Origin of the sequence: Neopararhizobium haloflavum, from assembly GCF_002750855.1 — a bacterium.
In the GTDB taxonomy this organism is placed as follows: Bacteria; Pseudomonadota; Alphaproteobacteria; order Rhizobiales; family Rhizobiaceae; genus Georhizobium; species Georhizobium haloflavum.
Map to the genome: position 1 here is coordinate 403,149 of NZ_NWUC01000002.1, position 19,614 is coordinate 422,762.

Here is a 19,614-nt window from a genome sequence, read left to right on the forward strand (position 1 = left end):
GAGCGATTCTGATGAAAATTGCGGTTCTCGGTGGTGATGGTTTCGTCGGATGGCCGACCTCGCTCCATCTTTCCGACCTCGGGCACGAGGTTCACATCATCGACAACCTGTCGCGGCGCTGGATCGACACCGAGCTTGGTGTCCAGTCTCTGACGCCGATGGATTCGATCCAGGAGCGCACCCGCATCTGGCACCAGGAAACGGGCAAGCGCATTCACTTCCACCTGATCGACATTGCGCGCGACTATGACGTGTTCAAGATCTGGCTCGCCGAGAACAGACCGGACGCGATCATCCATTTTGCCGAACAGCGCGCGGCGCCCTATTCCATGAAGACCGATCGGCACAAGAACTATACGGTCAACAACAACGTCAACGCGACGCACAACCTTCTGAACGCACTCGTCGAAACCGGGGTCGACGCGCATCTCGTCCATCTCGGCACGATGGGCGTCTACGGCTATTCGACGATCGGCGCGGCGATCCCGGAAGGCTATCTTCCGGTCGGCATCGATACGCTCGCCGGGGAAACGGTCCAGCAGGACATTCTCTATCCGGCCAATCCCGGCTCGATCTACCACATGACGAAGTGTCTCGATCAGTTGCTGTTCCAGTTCTACGCCAAGAATGACGGCCTCCGGATCACCGACCTGCACCAGGGAATCGTCTGGGGAACGCACACCGACCAGACGCGCCGGCATGCCCAGCTCATCAACCGGTTCGACTACGATGGCGACTACGGGACCGTGCTCAATCGCTTCCTGATCCAGGCGGCGATCGGCCATCCGCTGACCGTGCACGGCACCGGCGGCCAGACCCGCGCGTTCATCCACATCCAGGATTCCGTTCGCTGCATCGAGATTGCACTGAAGAACGCGCCGAAGGCCGGCGAAAAGGTCAAGATCTTCAACCAGATGACGGAGACGCACCGGGTCCGCGATCTGGCCGAGATGATCGGCAGGATGACCGGTGCGGACATCGCCTATATGCCCAATCCACGCAAGGAAGCCGCGGAGAACGACCTGATCGTGAAGAACGACCAGTTCCTGGCCCTTGGCCTTGATCCGACGACCCTCGAAGAAGGCCTGCTTTCGGAAGTCGTCGATGTCGCGAAGAAATTCGCCTATCGCGTCGATCGCAGCCGCGTTCCCGCCGTTTCGGCCTGGACGAAGGATATTGCCAAGACAGTCGACCGCGATCCGGAAGGCAAGCGGCTGAAGAGCGTCGGCTGAGCGCCGTCATGGCGACAAACGCCTATGTGACCCTCGTCACCAATGCCGACTACGCCATGGGCGCGACGGCATTAATGCGCTCTCTCTCGCTGACCGGCACGCATGCCGACCGCGTCGTTCTGCACACCGGAGGCGTTGAAGCGACCGAGCTCGAACCGCTGATTGCACTCGGCTGCCGATTGGTGCCCGCCGAATTGCTGCCGACGTCTGACGCATTCAATCAGCGCCATCAGCGCGATCGTCTTCACGCGAACGCGCCGTTCACCAAGGGCAACAAGCCGGCCTTCCACACCCCGCTCGACAATTTCGCCAAGCTGAGACTGTGGGAACTGACCGAATACCAGCGAGTGGTCTTCATCGATGCCGATGCACTTGTGCTGCGCAATATCGACAAGCTGTTTCACTACCCCGAGTTTTCGGCCGCGCCCAATGTCTACGAAGGGCTTGCCGATTTTCACCGCATGAATTCCGGCGTCTTTGTCGCGGCCCCGTCGGCGACGACGTTCGACAAGATGCTGACGCGCCTCGACCAGCCGGATGCCTTCTGGAAGCGCACCGACCAGACGTTTCTGCAAACCTTCTTTCCGGATTGGCACGGTCTGCCGGTGACGATGAACATGCTGCAGTATGTCTGGTTCAACATGCCGGCGCTCTGGGACTGGGCGTCGGTCAACGTCGTGCACTACCAGTACGAAAAGCCGTGGGAGACGAACCATCCCAAGGCGGCGCAGCTCCAGCCGCTGATCGACCTTTGGCACGCCTATTTTCGGGGCGAGAAGATCCCCAAGACCACCGCGCTGAAAAATCCGGGCGTTTCGTGACGAGGGTGCTCGTCACCGGCGGCACCGGCTATGTCGGCCGCTTCATCGTCGAGGGACTGCTTGCTGAAGGCTGCGAGGTGACCGTTGCGGGACGCACAGCACCGGATGAGGGCATGTTCTCCAAGCCGGTCGGCTTTCGCCCGTTCGACCTCGATCCGCAAACCGAACTCGCGCCGCTTTTCGACGACATCGATCACTGTGTTCATGCCGCGTTTCATCACGTTGCGGGCAAGTATCGCGGCGGCGAGGGTGACGACCCGACAGGCTTCTTGCGGCGCAACGCGGCTGGTAGCGCCGCGCTGTTCCTTGCCGGCCGCTCGGCGGGCGTTAAACGGACGGTGTTCCTTTCCAGCCGGGCCGTCTACGGCCAGCAGGAGGCGGGTGCGCAGCTTTGCGAAAGCATGACATGTCTGCCTGACACACTTTACGGCCAGATCAAGCTTCAGGCGGAAGATGCCCTTGCAGGTCTCGCATCGGAACGTTTCATTGCCGCTAGCCTGCGCGTGACCGGCGTATACGGCCAGCCGCGACCGGGCGCTGCGCACAAATGGCAGGGTCTCTTTGCTGATTATCTTGCCGGAAAGGCGATCGAGCCAAGGGCCGGGACAGAAGTCCACGGCCGAGATCTCGCCACCGCAGTGTGGCGCATGCTATGCGCTCCGGCTGACGAGGTGAACGGCAAGATCTTCAACGTATCGGACCTTTTGGTCGATCATCGCGACCTTTTGCGGCTGGTTCAATCGGCCAAGCGTGTCGGCCATTTACTGCCAGAGCGCGCGCGTTCACTTCCGAACGCCGTGGATACGACGAAGCTCCGAAGGCTCGGCTGGTCCCCTGGGGGTGTTGCCCTCTTGCGCGAGAGCGTCCGCTCGGCCCTCTTTGAGCACGAGGGGCTCTGACCGTCAGCCGTCCTCCCGGAACAGGCTGATCTGCTGCTTATCCAGATCACGCGGGACACTCAGTCCCAGATGTTTCCAGGCGTTCGCCGTCAGGATCCGGCCACGGGGCGTGCGCTGGATGAAGCCCTGCTGGATCAGATAGGGCTCGATGATGTCCTCGATGGCATCGCGCGGTTCGGAAAGGCCGGCCGCAATCGTCTCGATGCCAACAGGCCCACCGCCGAAATTGTGGGCGATCATCGTCAGGTAGCGGCGATCAAGCTGGTCGAGGCCGAGCGTGTCGACTTCGAGACGCGTCAATGCCTCGTCTGCCACTTTGCGCGTTACTGCTTCGGCGCGCGCCACCTCGGCGAAGTCGCGCACCCGGCGAAGCAGCCGGCCAGCGATGCGCGGCGTTCCCCGCGCGCGGCGGGCAACCTCCAATGCACCGTCCTCGGTCATGACAAGCCCCATCAACCGGGCGCCCCGGCGCACGATCTGCTCGAGTTCGCCAACCGTATAGAAGTTGAGCCGGACGGGAATGCCGAAGCGATCCCTGAGCGGTGTCGTCAGGAGACCCAGGCGCGTCGTTGCAGCAACCAGGGTGAATTTCGACAGATCGATCTTCACCGAGCGAGCGGCAGGGCCCTCGCCGATGATCAGATCCAGCTGGAAGTCCTCCATCGCGGGATAGAGAATTTCCTCCACGGCAGGGCTCAGCCGGTGGATTTCGTCGATGAAGAGCACGTCGCGCTCCTCGAGATTGGTAAGCAACGCTGCCAGATCGCCGGCCTTGGCGATCACCGGGCCGGACGTGGCACGGAAGTTGACGCCCAGTTCCTTGGCCATGATCTGGGCGAGCGTCGTCTTGCCCAGCCCGGGCGGGCCAACGAAGAGCACGTGGTCCAGCGCCTCGCCGCGCGCCTTGGCTGCCTCGATGAAAACCTTCAGGTTGGCACGCGCCTCCGCCTGGCCGGTGAAATCGTCCAGCGTCTGGGGACGCAAGGTCGCCTCCGCGTCCTCACCGCACTTTTCCGGATCGATCAGTCTTGCGGGATCACTCATCCGGCTGTCCTCGCACAGCCGCAATCATCCGGCAACGCTGCGCTCATCGCGCCAACTCCTTCAGGCCAAGCCGGATCAATCGGGCGCTGTCGGCATTCTCGCCCGCATCCTTCAAAGCGGCGGCGACCGCGTTGGCCGCCTGGTCGCGTGAATAGCCAAGATTGGTCAACGCAGAAACCGCATCGGAGACGGGCGCAGCGGCAACGCCCTCGCCCAATTCCTGCTTCAGGCCGATTGAAGGCAGGGCTTCCCCGGCGAAAGCCGGTGCCTTGGTCTTCAGCTCAGACACGATGCGCAGCGCGACTTTCGGGCCGATGCCGGGCGCGCGCGCCACCGTGGCCTTGTCCTGCAGCGCGACGGCATTGGCAAGATCGGACGTCGACAGCGTCGATAGAACCGCCAGTGCAACCTTGGCGCCGACGCCCTGCACACTCTGCAGCAAACGAAACCATTCGCGCTCAAGCTTGGAGGCGAAGCCATAGAGCCGGATGACGTCTTCCCGGACATAGGTCTCAATGTGGAGCACACCCGCCTCGCCGGCGGTCAACTTCGCTAATGTTCGCGTCGAGCAATACGCGACATAGCCAACGCCATGCACGTCGATCACGGCGTGGTCGTCGGCCACTTCGTCGACCGTGCCCTTGAGTTTTCCGATCATCGGCGGGCTTCCAGCCAAAAGCCGCCGCACAGGTCAACGATCATCCGTATAGTGCCTTCAAGCGTCCCGCCGCGCTCTGGCGATGATGGGCATGACAAATCGCGATGGCAATGGCGTCGGCCGCATCGTCGGTGTCGAAGGTCGCGCGCGGCATCAAGACCTTGACCATCATGTGTATCTGCGCCTTCTCGCCATGGCCGACGCCAATCACGGTCTTCTTCACCGCATTCGGCGCATATTCGGCCACGGGAAGTCCGGCAAGCGCCGGAACCAGCATGACCGCTCCCCTCGCCTGGCCCAGCTTCAATGTCGCCACCGCGTCCTTGTTGACGAAGGTCTGCTCCACCGCCGCTTCATGCGGGCGCTGACTGTGCAGTATCTCCGCCAGCCCCTCGTGCAACTGGCGCAACCGCGAGGGCAAGTCGCATTTGTCGTCCGAGCGGACCGTTCCCGCCGCCACGAAACGCAACGTGTTGCCCAGGCTCTCGATGACAGCCCAACCGGTCCGGCGAAGACCGGGATCAATGCCCATGATTCGAATCGCGTCACGCATGCATCATCCTAAGCGTCCAGCGATGGTGATGCCATGGCGAACATGAACAAAATGGAAACATCCGCCGCTTTCGGTCATCCGGTGGCATCGATGGCGACCGAGTCCCATATGCGGGCCAAAGACATAATCATCAGGATGCCTTCGCATGATCCCCTTTTCCGTCCTCGATCTTTCTCCGGTCGCAGAAGGTCAGACACCCTCCGATGCGCTGGCCGCGTCGGCCAGGCTTGCCCAGCGGGCCGAGACGCTTGGCTACAAGCGGTTCTGGCTCGCCGAGCATCACAACATGCCCGGTATCGCCAGCGCCGCCACGTCCGTCGTCATCGGCCATGTGGCCGGCGCGACCAAGACGATCCGCGTGGGGTCGGGTGGCGTGATGCTGCCGAACCACGCGCCTTTGGTCATCGCCGAACAATTCGGAACGCTGGATGCGCTCTATCCGGGACGGATCGACCTTGGTCTTGGACGCGCCCCCGGCACCGACATGCTGACGGCGCGAGCGCTGCGGCGGGATCTGCAGGCGAGCGCTGAAAATTTTCCCAACGACGTGGTCGAATTGATGATGCTGCTTGGTCCCGAGGATCCGGCACGCAAGATCAACGCCGTGCCGGGAACGGGCTCAAACGTTCCGGTCTGGCTGCTGGGCTCCAGCCTCTATTCGGCTCAACTGGCGGCCATGCTGGGGCTTCCCTTCGCGTTTGCGTCGCATTTCGCACCGGACGCCCTGATGCAGGCGATTTCCATCTATCGCGACAACTTTCGGCCCTCCGAGCATCTCGAAGCGCCATATGTCATGGTGGGCGTGATGGCCGCGGCCGCCGAAACAGATAGCGAGGCGCGCTACCTCTTTACCTCCGCGCAGCAGCAATTCGTCAATCTGCGGCGCGGAACGCCAGGACGCACGCCGCCGCCCGTCGAGGATATGGACACCATCTGGTCCGCCGGAGAAAAGGCAGGGGTGGAGCATACCTTCACCTATGCGCTCGTCGGCGCGCCCGACACGATCGCCGCGAAGGCCGAGAAATTTCTGCGCGATACGGACGCCGACGAGCTGATCGTTTCGCTGCCGGTCTACGATTTTGCCAAGCGCATGCACGCACTCGAACTGATCGCCGGCGTGCGCGACCGCCTCAGCCGAAAAGCCGCGTGACGCTGCCACCAGATGAACCGGAGATGAACCTGGTGCCCAGCATCGGTTCATCGCACCGGTGCTAGGTCTCATATCCAGCATGGCTCCGGTCAACCAACAAGCATCAAGAGGAGAGTGTCATGAGAAAACTGGGATTCGCAGCGGCCGCGGCGTTGGCCGCCGCCCTTTTCGCGCCGTCCATCGCTTCGGCGGCGACGGGCTACGTCACCACAAATCTCAATGTGCGGGCAGGCCCCAGCACCCAATACCCGGCTGTCACCGTATTTCCCGTGGGCTCGCGGGTCGACGTCATCGGGTGCACCTCCGGCCCTGGCTGGTGCGATGTTCAGGCGGGCGGCGTGCGCGGCTGGGTATCGGCCAGCTATCTCGACCTCAGCTATCAAAGTCGGCGGGTCCGGGCGCCCAGCTATATCGGCCGCGTTGGCATTCCGACGGTGACCTTCTCGATCGGTAGCTACTGGGACAACCATTATCGCGGCCGGGACTTCTATCGCGACCGCGGTCGCTTCGGTGGTCCGCGCGTCGTCGCACCGCGCCCCGATCGCCGGGACGACTGGCGCCGCGAGCGCATGGAAGACCGCAGAGAAATGCGGCAGGAGCGGCGCGCCGAACGGCGGGAACTGCGCCAGGATCGCCGTGAGATTCGCCGGGAGATCCGGCAGGACCGCCGTGAAGACCGTCGCGAGTGGCGCCGCGACTAGAAGCAATCTCACTGCGACAAAAAACGCCGCCGCATCGACCTGGGTGCGGCGGCGTTTCTATTCGAATCCTTCGAGTTCAGACGGAAGCTGACTGCCGCTTCAGGCCGACAGCTTTGCCATGACCTCGTCGGAAATTTCGAAGTTGGCATAGACGTTCTGTACGTCATCATCGTCATCCAGCACGTCGATCAGCTTCATGACCGACACCGCCTTCTCCTCATCCACCGGAGTGGACGTCTGGGGTCGCCAGATCGCCTTGACCGATTCTGCTTCTCCGAGCTGATCCTCGAGCGCCTTCGACACCTCGCCGATATCCTCGAAGGCGCAGGTGATGACATGACCGTCGTCGTCCGACTGCACGTCCTCGGCGCCCGCCTCGATCGCCGCTTCCATGACGGCTTCCGCGTCGCCGGCATCCGGCTTGTAGACGATCTCTCCAACCCGGTCGAAGCTGAAGGCGACCGAACCGCTCTCTCCCAGCGCCCCGCCCGACTTCGTGAACGCGGCACGGACATTGGACGCGGTGCGGTTGCGATTGTCGGTCAAAGCCTCGACGATGATGGCCACGCCACCCGGACCGTAGCCCTCGTAACGCACCTCGTCATAATTCTCGCCATCGCCGCCGGTCGCCTTCTTGATCGCGCGTTCGATATTGTCTTTCGGCATCGACTGGGCCTTGGCATTCTGGATTGCCAGCCTCAGGCGCGGATTCATCGTCGGATCGGGCAAACCGGCCTTGGCCGCAACCGTGATCTCGCGTGCAAGCTTGGAGAACATCTTGGACCGCACGGCGTCCTGACGCCCCTTGCGGTGCATGATGTTCTTGAACTGTGAATGGCCTGCCATGACACCCCTTGTGCGTCGCATGAACTGTTTTTTGGATGGCGCGCCTTATAGATAAATTGGCCGGGAACGTCCAGCAGGAGAGGCCTCGCGCAAACGTGAATGCCGGCAGCATGGGCTTGCGGTTACCCTTGATCCTGTCAAATGGGAGGGGACGATGCGCGAAGTCATCATTTGGTGCGGCATCCTTCTGGTCTTGATGTGGGGATCGACGCCGCTGGCCGCGCAAGAAACCGCCCCGCCCGTCAGCCAGTGTCAGGCTGTAGCCGCCACCATCCCCTCAGCACAACTGGTGAGCCTCGATACACCATGGATCGGCGTGCAAGCGGCGGCGCACGACGTGACGATCACATTCGTCAATCACGCGACGTACCTGATCGAGACCCCAGGCGGCGTGTCGATCGCGACCGACTTCAACGGATATGCCGGCCCCGTCGATCTGCCCACGGTCGTGACCATGAACAAGGCCCATTCCACCCACAACACGCCCTCGCCCGATCCGGCCATCGATCACGTGCTCGAAGGCTGGAATCCACAAGGCGGGGCGGCAGACCACGACCTCGTGGTCGGCGACACTTATATCCGCAATGTCACGACCGACATCCGGGCCGGCTACGAGGCAATGGAGGCCGACGGCAATTCGATCTTCATCTTCGAAGTTGCAGGGCTTTGCATTGGACATCTCGGCCATCTGCATCATGTGCTGACGGACGAGCACTACGGCCAGATCGGGCGCCTCGACATCGTGATGGTTCCGGTCGACGGTGGCCTGACACTCGGCACCGAGCGCATGGGCGAGGTCGTGCGTCGCCTGCGCTCATCGCTCATCCTGCCCATGCACCGGATCGGCCCGCCAATATCCCAGTTTCTCGATCTATTCGGCGAGGATTACGACAAGGTGATCAGCCGGGAGCGCAGCCTTACCGTCTCGCTGCAATCCCTGCCTTCGCGCCCGACGATCCACGTACTTCAGGGCGTTTGACGCGGAACACTCGGCAGCGCCGGGCGTTGGGAGGTCGACAATGACCATCCAGCACCCGGAGCGAAGAATGGCAGACCTGAAAATGGCCGAGAGCGACAGCAAGACCCAGCTTTTCGACGAGATCGACGACATTCACGCCGGCATGCTCGGTGTTGAAGGGTCCGGCCTGCACATGCAGCCGATGGCGCCGCAGCTCGACCGCGACACCAACACCATCTGGTTCTTCGCCAAGAAGAGTGCGGAAATGGTCGAAGCGATCAAACCCGGATCGCACGCGCATTTTTGCGTCATTGGCGAGGATCATGACTACCACGCCTGCGTTGCCGGCCCGATCAGCGTCAATCTCGATACGGCCAAACGCGACCAATACTGGAACAGCGTTGTGGAGGCGTGGTTCGAGGGCGGCAAGGACGATCCGCAACTGACCATGCTCGCGCTGAAGATGAGCGATGCCAAGATCTGGGCATCCACGGACAGCAAGCTGAAATTCGGCTGGGAGATCGCCAAGGCGAACCTGACCGACGACGACCCGCATGTCGGCGTGACCAAGGAAATCCGCTTCTGAGCAGAGGCCGTCTCGGGCCGGCCATGAACGGCCGGCCCGTCGTCGCGGGATTCAGGCTTCGGCAGCCGCGTTCTTGAACTTCGTGATCTCCCCCGATTCGATCTTGGCCCAGTATTGCCTGACCTCCCTGCGCACCACCGGCAGCAACAGGTAAATGCCGATAATGTTGGGGATCGACATGGCGAAGAGCATGCTGTCGGAGAAGGCGATCACCGGATCGAGCGTCACGCTCGCGCCAAGAATGATGAAAGCGCAGAAGATCGCCTTGAACACCAGCTCCTGCGCCTGGCCTTCGCCGAACATGTAGGTCCATGCCTTCAGCCCGTAATAGGACCAGGACAGCATCGTCGAAAAGGCAAAAAGCACGACGGCTATGGCCAAAAGGATCGGGAACCACGAGGCGCCCGATGCAAAAGCAGCCGAGGTCAACTCGACCCCTTCAAGTCCGCTGCCGAGCTCACCACTGATGACGATGACGAGCGCCGTCATCGTGCAGATGACCACCGTGTCGATGAACGGCTCGAGCAGGGCCACGTAGCCTTCCGTCACCGGCTCCTTGGTGCGCACGGCGGAGTGGGCGATCGGAGCGGAACCGATGCCTGCCTCGTTGGAGAACGCCGCACGGCGGAAGCCCTGGATCAAGGCGCCTATGACGCCGCCAGCGACGCCTTCCCCCGTGAACGCTCCGGCAAAGATCTGACCGAAGGCCCAGCCGATCTGGTCGTAGTTGATGGCAAGGATCGCCAGCCCCGTGACGACATAGAAGATGGCCATGAACGGCACCACCTTCTCCGTTACCCGGGCAATCGACTTGATGCCGCCGATGATGACCATCCCGATGATGGCCGCCATGATCACGCCGAAAAGCCAGCCACGCCCGGCAAAGATGCTCGCTTCGCCGCCGGTGACGCCGACGACCTGCTGCAGAGCCTGATTGACCTGGAACATGTTGCCGCCGCCGACCGCGCCGCCGACGCAGCAGATCGAGAAGATGATCGCCAGGGTGCGCCCGAGGCCGGGCTGTCCGCGTTCGGCAAGTCCCTTCGACAGGTAATACATCGGCCCGCCCGACACCCGGCCATCGGCATATTCGTTGCGGTACTTCACGCCCAGTGTGCACTCGGTGAATTTCGTCGCCATGCCTAGAATGCCTGCGACGACCATCCAGAAGGTGGCACCCGGACCGCCCAGCGTGACGGCGACGGCCACGCCGGCGATATTGCCGAGCCCGACCGTTGCCGAAAGCGCCGTCGTCAGGGCCTGAAAATGCGAGACCTCCCCGGCATCTTCAGGGTCTGAGTAATCCCCTTTTACCAATGAAATGGAATGTTTGACCTGTCGGAACTGAACGAAACCGAAATAGATCGTGCACACTGCAGCCGCCAGGACGAGCCAGCCGACGATAAGCGGGAAGTTGACGTCACCGATCGGCACTTCGAAAAAGATGATGCTGCCGACGAAATCCGACACCGGCGTGAACCATTGATTGATCCGCTGATCGAGCGTCGTGGCAACCTCGTCGGGATCTTGAGCGGCGGCCGGCACGACCGAAACCAGCACGGCAGCAAGCGCCGCGAGCATTCGAGTGATCATGGAAATTCCCCTGATTTCATCATTGGCTGGACGGGAATGGGTCACGGCACGACCGTCACCGGGATCGGTGATGCCTGGACGAGCGTGATGGCGAGACTGCCGAGAAACCGCTGGCCGAGGGCGGAGCCGCCGCGCCGGCCGATGAACATCTGAGAAGCTCGCATCTTGCGGGCGATCTCGCACAGCAATTCACCTGCGTGGCCGTATCGAACCTCACTTGTGACGGTCAGACCCTTTTCACGCAGCCCCTCGCAAAAGGGTTCGATGACCTGCGCAGCGCGGGCGAGTTCATCCTGGCGGCGTGCGTGGCGTTCCTCCAATTCCTGAGCGCTCAGAAAGCTGTAGGGCGACCATTCCAGCACCATGACGACGTGGAGCGCCGCTTCTTCGCCACGCGCCCGCGCTGCGGCGAAGTCGCCTGCCCTTCTGGCCGCTTCGGTATCGTCGAATCCGATAATGAACGTTCCCGGCATGCTCTATCCCCTCTTGCCATCGGCCCGATCAGCGTCCGGTCCCGGCCACTTCACAGCCAATCGACTGCAGTATGCCCAGCAAAGAGCAGGTTTTGGCTCTCTTTTCGGCGAATAATTAGACGATTAGACTATACGCGGATGAGAATGAGGGATTTGGACATGAGCAGGCCGAAGCTGGATCGAACCGACTTGCGGATCTTATCGGAGATTCAGCGCGATGGCCGCATTTCGGTCGTCGAGCTGTCGCGGCGCGTCAACCTCACCAAGACGCCCTGCGCGGAGCGGCTGAAGCGGCTGGAAGCCGACGGCGTCATCGTGGGCTATTTCGCTCAGATCGATCCCAGAATGGTAAATGCAGCGCATGTGGTGATGGTGCAGGTCCAGTTGCGCGGCACCACCGCAGCCGAACTCGATGCCTTCAATTCCGCCGTGAAGCGGGTTCCGGAAGTGCAGTCGTGCCACATGGTGGCGGGCGGTTACGACTACCTGCTGAAGGTTCGCAGCCGCGATATCGACGACTACCGGCAAAGCCTGGGAGAAGTCATCTCCAAGCTTCCGGGGGTTCTGCAAACCCACACATATGTGGTGATGGAGACCGTCAAGGACGACCCGACCGTTTCAATACCAAGACCGTGACGAGCTCCGGGAGAGAGGACCGCAAGGCGCGGCCCTCTCTCTCCAAGTCTAGTGGGCCCCGGCGCCGCCTTTGCGCTTGCGGGCGCGCCGCGCCAGCATGTTGAGCGCCTCGACGATGCCCGAGAACGCCATGGCGGCGTAGATGTAGCCCTTGGGCACATGGAAGCCGAGACCTTCGGCGATGAGGGTCATGCCGATCATCAGCAGGAACGACAGTGCCAGCATGACGATCGTCGGGTTGTTGCCGATGAAGCGCGACAGCGGATCTGCCGCCAGCAGCATGACCGTCACGGCCGATACGACGGCGATGACCATGATGGTGATGTCGTCGGTCATGCCGACGGCGGTGATGATCGAATCGACCGAGAACACCAGATCGAGCAGCAGGATCTGCACGATGACGCTGGCGAAGGTCGTGGTCGCGGCCCTGCCCATCATGTTGTCCTTGGTGTCCTCGACGTCCACCGTGTGGTGGATTTCCTTCGTCGCCTTCCAGACCAGAAAGAACCCGCCCACCAGCAGAATGATGTCTCGCCAGGAGAAATCCTGCCCGAATGCCGAGAATACCGGCTCGGTCAACTGAACAATGATGCTGACCAGCGAAAGCAGGCCGAGACGCAGAACAAGGGCGAGCGAGATACCAATGCGACGGGCGCGCTGGCGTTGCTCCTCCGGCAGCTTGTTGGACAGGATCGAAATAAAGATGAGGTTGTCGATACCCAGCACGATCTCCATCACCACCAGCGTGGCGAGCGCCACCCAGGCTGCGGGATCGTTGACGAAGGAGAACCATTCGGCCATCGGCATATCCGTTCTTGATTGAGCCGGAAGGTGGGCTGCCGGCGGATGAGGTTGCTACCAGAGATAGATGAAGCCGATCCAACGGCCAAGCGTCATCAAGCGTTCCAGAACGTGGGGACGCTTTCTGCCAGACGCGCTCCGAGCCTGAGCGGCGCAATCTTCTCGGCAAGGCCCGTACGATCGGAAATCTCGACACATACGCCGCAGATCGTCGCGGGACCTGCGGCCGCTTCGAAACGACCCTTCGGCATCTTTGTCAGGAAGCGGTTGAGTGGCTCTTCCTTGTCCATGCCAAGCGACGAATCGTAATCGCCGCACATGCCCGCATCCGACATATAGGCCGTTCCCCCGTTCAGGATCTGGCAATCGGCGGTGGGCACGTGGGTATGGGTTCCGACAACGAAGCTCGCCCGGCCATCGACAAAATGGCCAAAACACTGCTTCTCGCTCGTCGCCTCGGCGTGGAAGTCGAAAATGACCGCGTCGGCCTGCTCGCCAAGGGGGCATGCATCGAGGATCGTCTCGGCAGAGCGAAACGGATCATCGAGGTCGGGGTGCATGAAGACCCGGCCCATCACGTTGGCAACTAGAACCCGCGCTCCGTTTCTGGCGACATAGACATTGGACCCACGGCCGGGCGTTCCCTCGGGAAAGTTGGCCGGGCGCAAAAAGCGATCCTGGCGCTGGCAGAATTCGACCGCCTCTCGCTGATCCCAGACATGATTTCCGGTCGTCACCACGTCGGCGCCGGCGCGCAGCGTCTCCTCGAAAATCTCTTCCGTGATGCCGAAACCGCCAGCGGCGTTCTCGCCATTGACGACGACAAAATCGAGCCGGAAATCGGAAACGAGCCCTGGCAGCCGGTTCCAGACCGCCATACGGCCGCTTCGGCCCACCATATCACCTAGAAACAACAATCGCATGCGACGCTCTATATCGAAGGCGCGAAGCAACGCAAACCGCTCTCGGTCAGCACCGCATCGAGAAGTTCGTCATGATCCTCGTCCGGCACACCCTCGACCTCCTGGAGGTCGAAGGCTATTCCAACAAGACGCGGACGAATGTGGCGGGCGACGAGCCTTGAAATGGCCCGATCATAGAGCCCTGCCCCATAACCGACGCGATGACCCCGCGCATCGAAGGCCGCCAGCGGAACGAGCATGAGGGTCGGATCGAGAACGGCGGCATCATCAGCCGGCCCCGCGGTGCCGAAGCCGGTATCCACCATTGGCGCTCCGCGCAGGAGTTCGCGAAAGATGATGGTCTCGCGATCAACGATGACGGGCAGGCAGAGACGCGCGCCTTGGTCGCGCAGATCGGCCATCAGCGGGCGAACATCGACCTCCGAGCGGATCGGCCAGAACCCGGAGACGATGTCATTCGGCCCCACGACCAGTTCGCGTCCGCCATGGGCTGACAGGGCCAGAGATTTTTCGATGCGCTGATCGACCGGAATGGCATCACGCAGAGCCAGAACACCGGATCGGATTTTTGCCTTATGTGGACATCGCTGCACCGTCATCGCCGACTGCGTTCCTGGCCTGCTTCTAGAGGCACGAACCCCATCACTACCGGCGGTCCCAGGTCAATAGCACAAGACGACAGGAAGACGGCTACCGGAGCAGGATCGGGCCGCATCCCATTCGCCCCGTCCAGACGGGGCGGATCGTTCAAATGCCAAGAGTGGACATAGGAGAAAATTAAAGGCTCGATCCTTCTATGCGTGCGGGAGGCGCAATCTTTCCGTAGCGTAAGGTTGCGAGGTCGGGGGGATATCGGGTGCTGTCGGCAAGGGAGAGCGACTATCTCACGCGGATCGCGGCGGGCTGGAGCGTGCACGATATTGCGCTTTCGGACGGGATTGCGGTCAATGAAATCGCGGCGCATCTCAACTCTGCCAGCGAGAAACTGGGGGCGGGCAACCTCATGGACGCGATCGCCAAGGCGATGCGGCTCAAGTTGTTGCCGGGGAGCGGACGATGCGACGACGGCGTCTAGGCCGCTTCACTCTTGCAAGGGAGCGGTCAAAAGCGTGCGATCCACGGCGACCGATGGACGTTTACGATCCCGGGTACCTACAAGGTAGGTGGGTGCCGTATGTCGAAGCCCACGGGCCCCGCCAGGGACAGCTCCCTTGGATCGCGTATGGCCCCGGGGATTGTGGGTCCTGTCGAGAAGCGCAGATCGCACCTTTGAATATAGTTTCGTCCCGCCGCGCACGCCAGTGGCAAAACGGTCAACGACCGAATTGGTGAAAGGTCAGTTGGCCGGCGGATGGGCGGTCAGCTTGCTGGACAGGCGCTCGATCTGCGCCGTGATCTCACCGATCGTGCCGACCAGCGATTCATCGGACCGCTCGGAGCGCGCAACCGCTGCATCGCGCGTCTTGCGCAACGCCTCGACCTCGCCCTGAAGAGCACGCATCGTGCGCTCCTTCTCAGCCAGTTCATCCATCACCATGATGGCGGCCATGACGGTAATGCGCAGGTCGCCAATCTCGCCGAACTGGCTCTTCAGATGGCTGACATAGCGATCGAACCGTTCGGCGAGCGTGACGAGATGGTCTTCCTGACCTTCTTCGCAGGCCATCCGATAGGCCTTGTTGTCGATCGTTACGCTTACCTGAGCCATGGTCCGGCTTTCCTGCTTGGCGCTGTCCCGCATGATTTCGAAGAGTGCGGGAAAGCGTCTTTTCTGTGCTGGCAACGCCCCTCGAAACGGGCGCGGCCGATTGGGTGCGACACGACTCAGCGGTCGAGCACGGCCCTTATCGTTTCCATCGACGTCACGAGCCGCCTGGACACTTCGCGATTGGCTTCCTCGAGACGATTGGCCCGGTCCTGTGCCTGATCGAGCTCCTGCGCGAGACGGGAGCGATCGACGTTCATGCGGCGCACCTCGTCTTCTGCTTCGGTGAAATCCGCCTCGCGTTCAAAGCGCTGATCGATGGCATTCTCCAGACCAGCCAAAGCCCGCTGAAGCCTTTCCAGCGCCGCCTTCATGTTGGTCTCACTCGCCATGGCCCTAGATCCTGTCGAAACGCAAACACCCGAATCAATGTCTTCGTGGCGATTTAGGGCTTTCAACGTATGCGCCGTGCCAAAGCGGCGTCAATTAACGGTGCAGGTGTTCTCCCCTGCAATTTACGCCATTTCGCGACGTAATACCTTTGTCCGTGCGTCGCCATGACCATGCCCCGCTTTGTTGACTCAAGCCGGCCACCTGCTATGTGTCACGCGCCTTTTTCACAGGGCCGCCAAAAGGCCCTCCCGTGACACCGGACAAAGAGCAACGACGCCATGATATCACGCGAGAAACACGACCGGATGGCCAATGCAATCCGCTTCCTTTCCATGGATGCGGTCGAGAAGGCCAATTCGGGCCATCCCGGCCTGCCGATGGGCGCGGCCGACATCGCGACCGTGCTCTTTACGCGGTACCTCGCCTTTGACCCGAAGAACCCGAACTGGCCCGATCGCGACCGGTTCGTTCTTTCGGCCGGGCATGGCTCGATGTTGCTCTATTCGCTGCTTTATCTGACCGGCTACGAGGACATCGACCTCGACGACATCAAGAATTTCCGTCAGATCGACGCCCCAACCGCCGGACATCCGGAATATGGCCACGCGGCGGGTATCGAGACGACCACGGGACCGCTCGGCCAGGGCCTTGGCAACGCCGTCGGCATGGCCATCGCGGAACGCAAGCTCGAGAGCGAGTTCGGACGCGACCTCGTCAATCATTATACCTACGTGCTGGCCGGCGATGGATGCCTCATGGAAGGCATCAGCCAGGAATCGATCTCGCTTGCCGGACACCTCAAGCTCAACAAGCTCGTCGTGTTCTGGGACAACAACGGCATCTCCATCGACGGCTCGGTCAGCCTTGCCGATTCAACCAATCAGCTGGCGCGCTTTGCCGCTTCGGGATGGAAAACGCTTGCCATCGACGGTCACGATCCGGATGCAATCGCAGGTGCCATCGAAGAAGCCAAGGAGAGCGACCGGCCGACGTTCATCGCCTGCAAAACCACGATCGGCTTCGGTTCCCCCACAAAGGCGGGCACGGCAAAGGCGCACGGGTCCCCGCTTGGCGAAGACGAGATCACCGCGACGCGCGAAAAGCTCGGCTGGAGCGACGAGGCGTTTGTCGTCCCGTCGGATATCCTCGATGCTTGGCGCCTCGCGGGCCTGCGCACGACCAAGGAGCGCAAGGGCTGGGAAGAGCGCCTGGCCGCAGTCGACGCCACCATCCGTTCCGACTTCGAGCGTCGCTTCGGTGGTGAACTTCCGGGCACGTTCGATTCCTCGATCGACAAGTACAAGCAGCAGCTTGCCGCAGACAAGCCGAATGTTGCGACCCGCAAGTCCTCGGAGATGGCGCTGGAGGTCATCAACGGAATCCTGCCCGAGACGCTTGGCGGATCGGCTGACCTGACCGGATCCAACAACACCAAGACCAGCCAGACGACGCCGATCACGCCGGATGATTTTTCCGGCCGCTATCTGCATTACGGCATTCGCGAACACGGCATGGCCGCTGCCATGAACGGCATCGCCCTGCATGGCGGCCTCATTCCTTATGGCGGGACCTTCCTGACATTTGCCGATTATTCGCGGCCATCGATCCGACTGGCCGCGCTGATGGGAATCCGCGTCATCCATGTGTTGACGCATGATTCCATCGGCCTTGGCGAAGATGGCCCGACCCACCAGCCGGTCGAGCACATGGCGGCGCTGCGTGCCATCCCCAACCTGCAGATGTTCCGGCCTGCCGACGCCGTGGAGGCCGTGGAGTGCTGGCAGCTGGCACTGGAATGCGAGAACAAGCCTTCGGGGCTCGCGCTGACCCGGCAGAACCTGCCTGCGGTACGTACCGAGCACGTCGAGGAAAACATGTGCTCTTTCGGCGCCTACGACCTTGCGCCCGCATCCGACGCTGCGGTGACGATCTTCGCGTCCGGGTCGGAGATCGAGATCGCCATGGAAGCCAAGAGCCGCCTTGATGGCATGGGACATGTGACCCGCGTCGTTTCGGTGCCCTGTTTCGAGCTGTTCGAAGAGCAGTCGGAAGAATACAAGGCCGCGATCATCGGCCAGTCGCCGGTGCGCATCGCGGTTGAGGCCGGCATCCGGCAGGGCTGGGATACCTTCATCGGTTCGGACGGTGTCTTCATCGGGATGAAGGGCTTCGGCGCCTCGGGCAAATACAAGGATCTCTACAAGCATTTCGGCATCACAGCCGATGCCGTGGTGGCAGCAGCCGAATCGCGGCTCAGCGCCGACGCCTGATACCACCCTTCGATCAACTTCAGCCGCGAGCGGGAGAGGGAATTACGATGACAGTGAAAGTCGCCATCAACGGTTTTGGGCGCATCGGCCGCAACGTGCTTCGTGCGATCGTGGAATCGGGACGCACGGATATCGAAGTCGTCGCGATCAACGACCTCGGTCCGGTGGAAACGAACGCCCATCTCGTGCGCTACGACAGCGTCCACGGCCGTTTTCCCGGCGAAGTGAAGGTCGACGGCGACACGATCGATGTCGGACGCGGACCGATCAAGGTCACGGCGATCCGCGATCCAAAGGAACTCCCCTGGGGCGACGTCGACGTTGCCATGGAATGCACCGGCATCTTCGCCGACAAGGCCAAGGCATCGCTTCATCTGGAGAACGGATCCAAGCGCGTGCTCGTTTCGGCGCCGGCTTCCGGAGCGGACAAGACCGTCGTCTACGGTGTCAACCACGATCAGCTGACGAAAGACGATCTCGTCGTCTCCAATGCTTCCTGCACGACCAACTGCCTGGCACCCGTCGCATACGTCCTGAACAACGCGATCGGCATCGAACGCGGTTTCATGACCACGATCCACTCCTATACGGGGGATCAGCCGACGCTCGACACGATGCACAAGGATCTCTACCGCGCCCGCGCAGCGGCGCTGTCGATGATCCCGACCTCCACAGGCGCCGCCAAGGCCGTCGGCCTGGTCCTGCCGGAACTGAACGGCAAGCTGGACGGCGTCGCCATCCGCGTTCCCACACCGAACGTTTCGGTGGTCGACCTGACCTTCGTGGCAAAGCGCGATACCAGCGTCGAGGAAATCAACGATGCGATCCGCAAAGCCGCAGGCGGCGAGCTGAAGTCAATTCTCGGCTTCACCGACGAGAAGCTGGTCTCAACGGACTTCAACCATGATCCCCATTCCTCCGTCTTCCACATGGATCAGACCAAGGTCATGGACGGCACCATGTGCCGCATCCTGACCTGGTACGACAATGAATGGGGCTTTTCCAACCGGATGTCCGACACGGCCGTTGCGATGGGCAAGCTCATCTAAGCGTACGCCCAAACACAATTTAATCACGTTTTTTGGAGCGCCCGACTTTTTTCGGGCGCTTTCCTTTCCTATCTATCAGGTGTGTCCCGCAGCATCCGCCGGGCTCGATCCCGCCATTCATGGGGTGATGAAAGCATCGCAATCGACGATATCCGGCACGTCATTGGTGTCATAACAACGTCGCTTTCCGATATTCGCCGCAATTACCCTGATCATCGTGGTCCGAGCCAGGAATCTGCTCGGCACGGATGTGTCTTGCCCGCATGCGTGCGATTTTTCTGGCGAGACACCGGAGTTTTGACGCGATGATTTGAGGACGTGGC

At 61.7% G+C, this 19,614-nt stretch carries 22 protein-coding genes and 1 other RNA gene; 11 read left to right on the top strand and 12 right to left on the bottom strand.

Annotation, left to right across the window (positions count from 1 at the left end; translation table 11 throughout):
* Positions 1-11: 11 nt before the first annotated feature.
* The 3 genes from CN673_RS06360 to CN673_RS06370 are packed head-to-tail and all read left to right on the top strand — an operon-like array spanning position 12 to position 2,952.
* Entirely contained in the window at positions 12-1,232 is a 1,221-nt protein-coding gene (locus CN673_RS06360; RefSeq protein WP_099865390.1) for an NAD-dependent epimerase/dehydratase family protein, read from the top strand.
* Between the two features lie 8 nt (positions 1,233-1,240).
* Positions 1,241-2,053 carry a glycosyltransferase gene (locus CN673_RS06365; RefSeq protein ID WP_099865391.1) on the top strand — a complete coding sequence of 271 codons (813 nt, stop codon included), beginning with the start codon at positions 1,241-1,243 and terminating at the stop codon, positions 2,051-2,053.
* The gene (locus tag CN673_RS06370) at positions 2,050-2,952 is read left to right on the top strand and encodes an NAD-dependent epimerase/dehydratase family protein (protein WP_099865392.1); all 903 of its coding nucleotides are present in this window, start codon (positions 2,050-2,052) and stop codon (positions 2,950-2,952) included. Before CN673_RS06365 ends, CN673_RS06370 begins: the two co-directional genes overlap by 4 nt.
* Positions 2,953-2,955: 3 nt before the next feature.
* Here CN673_RS06370 and ruvB read toward each other — a convergent pair whose 3' ends face one another.
* The 3 genes from ruvB to ruvC are packed head-to-tail and all read right to left on the bottom strand — an operon-like array spanning position 2,956 to position 5,207.
* The gene (ruvB, locus tag CN673_RS06375; RefSeq protein WP_099865393.1) at positions 2,956-3,996 is read right to left on the bottom strand and encodes a Holliday junction branch migration DNA helicase RuvB; all 1,041 of its coding nucleotides are present in this window, start codon (positions 3,994-3,996) and stop codon (positions 2,956-2,958) included.
* 43 nt (positions 3,997-4,039) lie between these two features.
* Complete coding sequence (ruvA, locus tag CN673_RS06380; protein WP_099865394.1) at positions 4,040-4,654, bottom strand: Holliday junction branch migration protein RuvA; 615 nt, start codon at positions 4,652-4,654, stop codon at positions 4,040-4,042.
* 40 nt (positions 4,655-4,694) lie between these two features.
* Positions 4,695-5,207 carry a crossover junction endodeoxyribonuclease RuvC gene (gene ruvC / locus CN673_RS06385; RefSeq protein WP_099865395.1) on the bottom strand — a complete coding sequence of 171 codons (513 nt, stop codon included), beginning with the start codon at positions 5,205-5,207 and terminating at the stop codon, positions 4,695-4,697.
* 145 nt (positions 5,208-5,352) lie between these two features.
* Between ruvC and CN673_RS06390 the strand changes: the two genes are divergently transcribed.
* Complete coding sequence (locus CN673_RS06390) at positions 5,353-6,357, top strand: LLM class flavin-dependent oxidoreductase (RefSeq protein ID WP_099865396.1); 1,005 nt, start codon at positions 5,353-5,355, stop codon at positions 6,355-6,357.
* Between the two features lie 119 nt (positions 6,358-6,476).
* The gene (locus tag CN673_RS06395; RefSeq protein ID WP_099865397.1) at positions 6,477-7,058 is read left to right on the top strand and encodes an SH3 domain-containing protein; all 582 of its coding nucleotides are present in this window, start codon (positions 6,477-6,479) and stop codon (positions 7,056-7,058) included.
* A gap of 99 nt (positions 7,059-7,157) precedes the next feature.
* Here CN673_RS06395 and CN673_RS06400 read toward each other — a convergent pair whose 3' ends face one another.
* Positions 7,158-7,904: a YebC/PmpR family DNA-binding transcriptional regulator gene (locus tag CN673_RS06400; protein ID WP_099865398.1), complete on the bottom strand. Its 747-nt coding sequence runs from the start codon at positions 7,902-7,904 to the stop codon at positions 7,158-7,160.
* Positions 7,905-8,058: 154 nt separating this feature from the next.
* On the opposite strand from CN673_RS06400, the gene CN673_RS06405 reads away from it, so the two are divergent.
* Together CN673_RS06405 and CN673_RS06410 are read left to right on the top strand one after the other, a co-directional pair.
* Positions 8,059-8,883 (top strand): MBL fold metallo-hydrolase, encoded by an 825-nt coding sequence (locus CN673_RS06405; RefSeq protein ID WP_099865399.1) that lies wholly within the window; start codon positions 8,059-8,061, stop codon positions 8,881-8,883.
* A gap of 67 nt (positions 8,884-8,950) precedes the next feature.
* Positions 8,951-9,448, top strand: a complete 498-nt coding sequence (locus CN673_RS06410) for a pyridoxamine 5'-phosphate oxidase family protein (protein WP_099865400.1) — start codon at positions 8,951-8,953, stop codon at positions 9,446-9,448.
* A 51-nt stretch (positions 9,449-9,499) separates the two neighbouring features.
* On the opposite strand, the gene CN673_RS06415 is transcribed toward CN673_RS06410, so the two are convergent.
* A complete protein-coding gene (locus CN673_RS06415) occupies positions 9,500-11,041 on the bottom strand; it encodes an alanine/glycine:cation symporter family protein (protein ID WP_099865401.1) in 1,542 nt (513 codons plus the stop codon).
* Positions 11,042-11,082: 41 nt separating this feature from the next.
* Positions 11,083-11,514 carry a universal stress protein gene (locus CN673_RS06420; protein WP_099865402.1) on the bottom strand — a complete coding sequence of 144 codons (432 nt, stop codon included), beginning with the start codon at positions 11,512-11,514 and terminating at the stop codon, positions 11,083-11,085.
* Positions 11,515-11,673: 159 nt separating this feature from the next.
* Between CN673_RS06420 and CN673_RS06425 the strand changes: the two genes are divergently transcribed.
* The gene (locus CN673_RS06425) at positions 11,674-12,150 is read left to right on the top strand and encodes an Lrp/AsnC ligand binding domain-containing protein (protein WP_099865403.1); all 477 of its coding nucleotides are present in this window, start codon (positions 11,674-11,676) and stop codon (positions 12,148-12,150) included.
* A gap of 48 nt (positions 12,151-12,198) precedes the next feature.
* On the opposite strand, the gene CN673_RS06430 is transcribed toward CN673_RS06425, so the two are convergent.
* From CN673_RS06430 to CN673_RS06440, 3 genes are all read right to left on the bottom strand, one after another.
* Positions 12,199-12,951, bottom strand: coding sequence for a TerC family protein (locus CN673_RS06430; protein ID WP_370853008.1), 753 nt, complete (start codon positions 12,949-12,951; stop codon positions 12,199-12,201).
* Between the two features lie 95 nt (positions 12,952-13,046).
* Entirely contained in the window at positions 13,047-13,874 is an 828-nt protein-coding gene (locus CN673_RS06435) for a TIGR00282 family metallophosphoesterase (protein ID WP_099865405.1), read from the bottom strand.
* Positions 13,875-13,882: 8 nt separating this feature from the next.
* Positions 13,883-14,473 (bottom strand): 5-formyltetrahydrofolate cyclo-ligase, encoded by a 591-nt coding sequence (locus tag CN673_RS06440; RefSeq protein WP_099865406.1) that lies wholly within the window; start codon positions 14,471-14,473, stop codon positions 13,883-13,885.
* 257 nt (positions 14,474-14,730) lie between these two features.
* Here CN673_RS06440 and CN673_RS06445 point away from each other — a divergent pair, with 257 nt between their 5' ends.
* Positions 14,731-14,949: a LuxR C-terminal-related transcriptional regulator gene (locus CN673_RS06445; RefSeq protein WP_099865407.1), complete on the top strand. Its 219-nt coding sequence runs from the start codon at positions 14,731-14,733 to the stop codon at positions 14,947-14,949.
* 34 nt (positions 14,950-14,983) lie between these two features.
* On the opposite strand, the gene ssrS is transcribed toward CN673_RS06445, so the two are convergent.
* The 3 genes from ssrS to CN673_RS06460 form a co-directional block, all read right to left on the bottom strand.
* Positions 14,984-15,140: non-coding RNA, 6S RNA (ssrS, locus tag CN673_RS06450), on the bottom strand.
* A 70-nt stretch (positions 15,141-15,210) separates the two neighbouring features.
* Positions 15,211-15,582 (bottom strand): cell division protein ZapA, encoded by a 372-nt coding sequence (locus CN673_RS06455; RefSeq protein ID WP_099865636.1) that lies wholly within the window; start codon positions 15,580-15,582, stop codon positions 15,211-15,213.
* Between the two features lie 116 nt (positions 15,583-15,698).
* On the bottom strand, positions 15,699-15,971 hold the full coding sequence (locus CN673_RS06460) for a DUF4164 domain-containing protein (RefSeq protein ID WP_099865408.1): 273 nt from the start codon (positions 15,969-15,971) through the stop codon (positions 15,699-15,701).
* A gap of 279 nt (positions 15,972-16,250) precedes the next feature.
* Between CN673_RS06460 and tkt the strand changes: the two genes are divergently transcribed.
* Together tkt and gap are read left to right on the top strand one after the other, a co-directional pair.
* Positions 16,251-18,242 (top strand): transketolase, encoded by a 1,992-nt coding sequence (gene tkt, locus CN673_RS06465; RefSeq protein ID WP_099865409.1) that lies wholly within the window; start codon positions 16,251-16,253, stop codon positions 18,240-18,242.
* A 47-nt stretch (positions 18,243-18,289) separates the two neighbouring features.
* Complete coding sequence (gene gap, locus CN673_RS06470; RefSeq protein WP_099865410.1) at positions 18,290-19,291, top strand: type I glyceraldehyde-3-phosphate dehydrogenase; 1,002 nt, start codon at positions 18,290-18,292, stop codon at positions 19,289-19,291.
* Positions 19,292-19,614: the final 323 nt, after the last annotated feature.